This is a genomic window from Halapricum sp. CBA1109 (assembly GCF_009741825.1).
GTDB lineage: Archaea > Halobacteriota > Halobacteria > Halobacteriales > Haloarculaceae > Halapricum.
Map to the genome: position 1 here is coordinate 22,385 of NZ_WPCA01000021.1, position 6,477 is coordinate 28,861.

Annotated in this window: 5 protein-coding genes and 1 pseudogene; 4 read left to right on the plus strand and 2 right to left on the minus strand. The window is 65.2% G+C overall.

Annotated elements, in window-relative coordinates:
• Window positions 1–50 precede the first annotated feature (50 nt).
• The gene (locus tag GJ629_RS04160) at window positions 51–590 is read left to right on the plus strand and encodes a hypothetical protein (protein ID WP_157511882.1); all 540 of its coding nucleotides are present in this window, start codon (window positions 51–53) and stop codon (window positions 588–590) included.
• Here the strand turns inward: GJ629_RS04160 and fen are convergent.
• Window positions 587–1,565, minus strand: a pseudogene (gene fen / locus GJ629_RS04165) (flap endonuclease-1). The gene GJ629_RS04160 and the pseudogene fen overlap by 4 nt on opposite strands.
• A gap of 103 nt (window positions 1,566–1,668) precedes the next feature.
• Here fen and GJ629_RS04170 point away from each other — a divergent pair.
• The 3 genes from GJ629_RS04170 (at window position 1,669) to GJ629_RS04180 (ending at window position 5,979) form a co-directional block, all read left to right on the plus strand.
• Window positions 1,669–2,211 carry a hypothetical protein gene (locus GJ629_RS04170; RefSeq protein ID WP_157511883.1) on the plus strand — a complete coding sequence of 181 codons (543 nt, stop codon included), beginning with the start codon at window positions 1,669–1,671 and terminating at the stop codon, window positions 2,209–2,211.
• A gap of 355 nt (window positions 2,212–2,566) precedes the next feature.
• Window positions 2,567–4,975: a ribonucleoside-diphosphate reductase subunit alpha gene (locus tag GJ629_RS04175; protein WP_157511884.1), complete on the plus strand. Its 2,409-nt coding sequence runs from the start codon at window positions 2,567–2,569 to the stop codon at window positions 4,973–4,975.
• An 11-nt stretch (window positions 4,976–4,986) separates the two neighbouring features.
• The gene (locus GJ629_RS04180; protein ID WP_157511885.1) at window positions 4,987–5,979 is read left to right on the plus strand and encodes a ribonucleotide-diphosphate reductase subunit beta; all 993 of its coding nucleotides are present in this window, start codon (window positions 4,987–4,989) and stop codon (window positions 5,977–5,979) included.
• Between the two features lie 106 nt (window positions 5,980–6,085).
• Here the strand turns inward: GJ629_RS04180 and GJ629_RS04185 are convergent.
• On the minus strand, window positions 6,086–6,477 hold a 392-nt coding region (locus GJ629_RS04185), incomplete at its 5' end, for a GNAT family N-acetyltransferase (RefSeq protein WP_157511886.1).

Below are 6,477 nucleotides of genomic sequence, written 5' to 3' on the forward strand. Positions count from 1 at the left end.
GGCTGTGCCCGTGGTCGGGTTTGATATGATAGCCCGCCGATAGCTCCCCTATGGCGGAGGACAACCCTCTCAGTGTGGCGTTCGAGTTACAGCGGCGGACAATCGAGCAGAGCAACGAGGCCGTCCGACAGAGCATCGACTTCCAGCGACAGGTCAACGAGAGCCTCCTCGGCGGGGCGGAGACGGCCACCGAGCAGAGCGCGGACCTGACGCGGCGGGCCCTCCACTCCTACCTCGATGCCGTCGAGTCGGCGATGCCGGGGTCCGTCTCCGGTATCGAGGAAGTCCGGGAGGCCGTCGACGAGCAGTTCGACGCGGCCGAGGAGGCCGGGACGGAGGCCATCGAGATGGCCGAGGAGGGGCTGGACTCCGGCGAGGAGGCCGCCGAGGCCTACGTCGACGCCTTGGACCAGCAGTTGACCGTCCTGCTTGAGGCCCACGAGGACTTAGAGTCCCAGACCGAGTCGTTCCTCGACCAGACCGAGGCACAACTGGCGGAACTCCAAGAACAGAGTCAGGCCCAACTCGACGAGCAGATCCGGGAACTCCAAGGGCGGATGGACGACATCCGCGCCGAGATGAGCGACTAAGACCAGCGGTCCAGTCCCGTCTGGACGACGGACTGTTCGATGCGGTCGAACCCGCGTGCGACCTCCTCGGCGTCGACCTCCCACGTGTCGACGACGAACTCGCGGGCGGCCGCCACGTCGGGCGCGAGGTCCAAATCGAGGTCGGGCGTCTCGGCGACCGGCGGGTCGCGGAACAGCGCCCTGATGCGGTCGGCGTTCTCGACGTGGACGTCCTCGGCTTCGATCAGCGCCCAGAGGTCGCCGTGTTCCTTGATTGCTTTCACCGATGTCTTCGGGCCGTAGCCGTGGACGCCGTCGTTGAAGTCCGTTCCGCAGAGGATGGCCACGTCGATCAGTTGCTCGTAGGTGATGTCGTGGCGCTGTAGGGTCGCGTCGAGGGCCATCAGTTCGGGGTCGCCCTTGCTCGTCAACTGCCGGAGCGTCCGGGGCGCGCCGAAAAGCAGGGAGTCGTAGTCCTCGGTCCCGGCGAAGTCCACGTCGCCCCGGCGGGCCATCACCGCGGCTTGGGCCTCGCCCTCGGCGGGCGCGTCGACGACTGGTACGTCGAGCAAGCCGAGCAACTCCCGGGTCGTCTCGACGATGGTGTCGGTGAGCCGTTGGGTCCGGGCTTCGAGGCGGGCGGCCGCGAGGTCGTCCCCCCGTTCGCGGGCGGCATCGAGTTTCTCCTCGGCGGCCTCGCGCTTCTCGCGGCGGTCGGACACCTCGGCGTCTTTGAGGTCGGTGACTGCGCCGTCGAAGACGAACACCGGCGTGATGTCGTGCTTGAAGAACTTCGGGAGGCCTTGGACCACGCCGACGAGGTTCGCCACTTCCTCGCCGTCGGCGGTCGTGTAGACGGCGTCGTTCGTCCACTTCACCGTCGTCGTGAGGTAGCGATACAGCCAGTTGTGGGCGTCGACGGCCACGACCGACCCCTCGATATCCCCGAAGTATCTCCTCGATGGCGGCTAGCTCACGGAGTGCTGCGTTACCCATCGGTGGCTCTTGGGCCGAGAGCGCTTTGAAGCTAGCGACCCCGTCCGTTCGACGGTATCGAGTAGTGGAATTTACGTGTGTGTGTCACCAACGTTCGGCAGAGATGGCAGAATCAGAGCCCGCCGACGCGGACGAACCGCTCAACCCCGAGTCGATCCTCGTCGCGGTCGACGCGCTACAACCGGCCGATGACGGCGACCTGTCGCTGACCGACTCGTTCCGGTCGGCGTGGGACGAGGAGATAGCGGACGTGAAAGCGACCGCCGACCGCGAGGACGAGATCAGGGCCGTCATCGGCATCGAGGATTCGGACGTCTCCTTCGAGAGCCACAACGAGGCTTACAAGATTCTCGTCGACGGCAACCTCGTCGGCCTGCTGGAGTCCGAGGCGGCGCTGTACGCCGATCTGGCCGCCGCGCGCCTGCTGATGGACCGCTACGAGGCGTGGGACGACCTCTCGATTGCCGACCGGAGCCGTCTGCTGAAGGGCCTCCGACTGTTCTTAGAGACCTGTCCCGACTGCGGCAACGACGTGACCTTCGACACCGAGGAGGTCGAGTCCTGCTGTGGCTCCTACCCGGTCGCGGCCGTCGACTGCGGGGAGTGTGGCTCGCGGCTGTTCGAGTCCGCGCCGCTTGAGCAGTAGCGCCCACCGATCATTCGCCGTCGTCGTTCCTTTCTCGCCCGATCACACGTCGTCGCTCGTCTGCCGCCCGCTCACGCAGTCACGCTTATTTTCCTCCCGAGCGACGGCCCCGTCTCGCCCTGTTGTCAAACTCACTTGTTCTATCTAAACTGGGCTGGTAAAACTTATGTAGCTCCTGACCCACGGATTCGATTGCCGTTCGACCGCTCGCGCCCTGCGTCTGGGGGCCAAGAAACCGGCGGGTCGCGTAGTCACAACGCCCGACAGCACGGCGTCCGGCATCGGTCGCATCGGTGATCCGGGATCCGTCGCTATCGGCCCGTGCCTGCCGGACAGACGCCACACCAGCGAACATATGAGCACACAGCACACACGGACGCCCGACGTACGGTCGATACTCGACCGCGCACGCACCGGCCACGAAACGACGCTCTCGGCGGACGACTGCGACGAACTCGTCACCGAAGTCGACCGCACCCTCTACGACGGTGCGACCACGGAGGAGGTGTACGAGGCGGTCCTGCAGGCGCTTACCGCCCGAATCGAACGCGACCCCGCGTACAAACGCATCGCCGCGTCGGTCTTCCGACAGCGGTACTACCGCGAGGTGATCGGTTCGGACGAGACGGGGTTCGACTTAGACCGCGAGTACCGCGCCACGTTCGTCACGAACCTCGAACGGGCCGTCGAGGCGGACCTCTTGGAGGAGCGGTTGCTGGACACCTTCGACCTCGAAGCGCTGGCGGAGTACCTCGTCATCGACCGCGACGAGAAACTGGAGTATATGGCGATGGAGACGCTCTACCAGCGGTACTTTCTCACGACCGAGGGCGACCATCTGGAACTGCCCCAAGCCTTCTGGATGCGGGTGGCGATGGGTCTCGCACTCGAGGAGGACGACCCGCAGCGACGGGCCGAGGAGTTCTACGACGTCCTCTCGAAACTGGAGTTTACCCCCTCGACGCCGACGCTGTTCCACAGCGGTTCGACCCACCCGCAACTGTCGTCGTGCTATCTGACGACGGTCCAGGACGACCTCGAACACATCTTCGACTCGTACAAACACCACGCGCTCCTCTCGAAGTGGAGCGGCGGCCTCGGCAACGACTGGACGAACATCCGGGCGGGCGGTGCCCGAATCGAGTCGACGGGCGTCGAGTCCACCGGCGTCGTCCCGTTCCTCCGCATCAGCAACGACGTCACGTCCGCCATCAATCGGTCGGGCAAGCGCCGCGGCGCGGCCTGTGCCTACCTCGCGTGCTGGCACCTCGACTTCCCGGCGTTTCTCGACCTGAAGCGAAACACCGGCGACGAGCGTCGGCGGACCCCCGATATGAACACCGCGGCGTGGGTCCCGGACCTCTTTATGAAGCGCGTCGCGGCCGGCGAGCAGTGGACGCTGTTCAGCCCCGAGGAGGTCCCCGACCTCCACGAGGCGTCGGGGGCGGCGTTCGAGAAGCGGTACCGGGAGTACGAACGACAGGCCGAGGCCGGCGAACTCGCCCAGTACGAACGCGTCGACGCCGAGGACCTCTGGCGGCAGCTGCTCACCCGACTGTTCGAGACGGGCCACCCGTGGATCACGTTCAAAGACCCCTGTAACGTCCGCTCCCCGCAGGACCACGCCGGGACGGTCCACTCCTCGAACCTCTGTACGGAGATCACGCTCAACACGAGCGCCGAGGAACACGCCGTCTGTAACCTCGGGAGCGTGAACTACGCCACCCACGTCAGCGACGGCGAACTCGACCGCGACCACCTCGCCGAGACCATCGAGACGGCGATGCGGATGCTGGACAACGTGGTCGACCTGTGTTTCTACCCGACCGAACAGGCCGAGGCGTCGAACATGCGACACCGACCGGTCGGCCTCGGCACGATGGGGTTCCACGAGGCGCTGATGGAGGTGGGGATTCCGATGAACGCGGACGCCGCGGTCGAGACGGCCAACCGCTGGCAGGAGTTCGTCTCCTACCACGCCATCCTCAACTCCTCTCGGCTGGCGGCCGAGCGGGGGTCCTACCCCTCCTACGAGGGGTCGAAGTGGGACCGCGGGTTGCTCCCACAGGACACCGTCGACCTGCTGGAAGAGAGCCGCGACCGGGAGATTCCGACCGACCGGGCGGAGACCCTCGACTGGTACGTGGTGCGCGAACACGTCGAGGAACACGGGATGCGCAACTCGAACACGATGGCTATCGCACCCACCGCCACCGTCTCGACAATAAACGGTACGACGCCGTCTATCGAACCCCAGTACTCGAACCTCTACGTGAAGTCCAACATGTCCGGGGACTTCACGGTCATCAACGACCACCTCGTCGCGGACCTCCGGGAACGTGACCTGTGGGACGAGGAGATGGTCGAGCGGATCAAATACCACGACGGGACCATCCAAGACATCGACGAGGTACCCGACGACCTCAAGCAACTGTACCGCGGGGCCTTCGAGATAGACCCGCGCCACCAACTCCGACTGACCGCCCACCGTCAGACGTGGATCGACCAGTCGGTCTCGCACAACGTCTTTTTCCCCTCGACGGACGGGTCGCTCCTCGACGACGTCTACACGACGGCGTGGGAACTCGGCCTGAAGACGACCTACTACCTGCGGACGCTCGGGGCCTCCCAGATAGAGAAATCGACCGTCGACATGTCCGAATACGGGAAGACCCAGCACCGCGAGGACGCCGAGACGGACGGCGGCCGAGACACCGAGGACCTCTGTACCGTCGAGGACCCGACCTGCGACGCCTGTCAGTGACACGCAAGACTATGCCTATACTCAACACCGACACCGAACACGACCCGAACAAGATACTACCGATCGAGTACGACTGGGCCCGCGAGTACTACGAGGCGGGCGTCAACAACAACTGGGTTCCCGAGGAGATTCCGATGCAGGACGACATCTCCCAGTGGAACGGCGACGCCCTCTCCCCGGCCGAGCGACAACTGGTCGAGTGGAACCTCGGCTTTTTCTCGACGGCCGAGTCCCTCACCGCGAACAACATCGTCCTCGCCCTCTACGAGTACGTGACCGCCCCCGAGTGCCGCCAGTACCTCCTGCGCCAGGCCTACGAGGAGGCCATCCACACGGACACGTTCATCTACTGCTGTGACTCGCTGGGGTTCGACCCGGAGTACCTCTACGGGATGTACGACCGCGTCCCCTCAATCGAGGAGAAAGACGAGTTCGTCGTGGACCTGACCCGCTCTATCGACCGCCCCGAGTTCACCATCGACACCGACGACGACGTCCGGGAGTTCCTCCGGGACCTCGTCGGCTTCTACGTCGTGATGGAGGGCATCTTCTTCTACGCCGGGTTCGCGATGATGCTCGGACTCAAACGCCAGAACAAGATGGAGGGTATCGGCCAGCAGTTCGAGTACATTATGCGGGACGAGTCTCTCCACGTCGGGTTCGGCGTCGACCTCATCAACCAGATTCGGACGGAGAACCCCGGCGTCTGGACCGACGACTTCGGCGATGAGATTCGGGAGTTGATAACCGACGCCGTCGACTTAGAGCAGATATACGCCTACGAGGCCTGTCCCGAGGACGCCTTCGGGATGAGCGCCGCACAGTTCGCCGAGTACGTCGAACACGTCGCCGACCGGCGACTCGACCAACTCGACCTGCCGACGGCCTACGGCACCGACAACCCGTTCCCGTGGATGTCCGAACAGGTCGATCTGAACAAGGAGAAAAACTTCTTCGAGACGCAGGTGACCGAGTACCAGAGCGGCGCCAGTCTGGACTGGTGACGCCCGGTCACGACGACCCGGCCGCCCCGCAGTGTGGTCCCCGCTGACGCGTCCTCGCCCGCCGGTCTCTCCCTTCCCCGTACCCGGTTCCCGCCGCTCCAGTTTACTACGGCGGGTCGACTGTCGCCGGTGGCTCCGGCGGCCGTTCGGCCAGAAAATGCCGTTCCTCGTCGGTCACGTCCCGCTTTTCGAACAGCGCCAGTCCTGCGTCGTAGTTTTCGGCCCGGTCGGCGGGCCAGATCATACACAGTTCGGCGACGCCCGTCTCCTCGCCCGTGAACCCGTACCCGGCTTTCAGCGCCGCGACGTAGGAGTAGACGTTGTTGACGTTGATGCGAACGCGCTCGAACCCGTTCTCGCGCGCTCGCTCGCGGACGAACGCGAGCAGTCGCGGACCGATGCCCTCGCCGCGGCGGTCCGCGCGGACGGTGACGTATCTGATCACGAGCGTCGACTGGTCGGTGCGGTCGGCGTCGAACGCCGCCGCGGCGAGGACGT

Coding starts and splice junctions, on each gene's coding strand:
- GJ629_RS04160 (WP_157511882.1), top strand. CDS start 51: ATGGCGGAGGACAACCCTCTCAGTGTGGCGTTCGAGTTACAGCGGCGG.
- GJ629_RS04170 (WP_157511883.1), top strand. CDS start 1,669: ATGGCAGAATCAGAGCCCGCCGACGCGGACGAACCGCTCAACCCCGAG.
- GJ629_RS04175 (WP_157511884.1), top strand. CDS start 2,567: ATGAGCACACAGCACACACGGACGCCCGACGTACGGTCGATACTCGAC.
- GJ629_RS04180 (WP_157511885.1), top strand. CDS start 4,987: ATGCCTATACTCAACACCGACACCGAACACGACCCGAACAAGATACTA.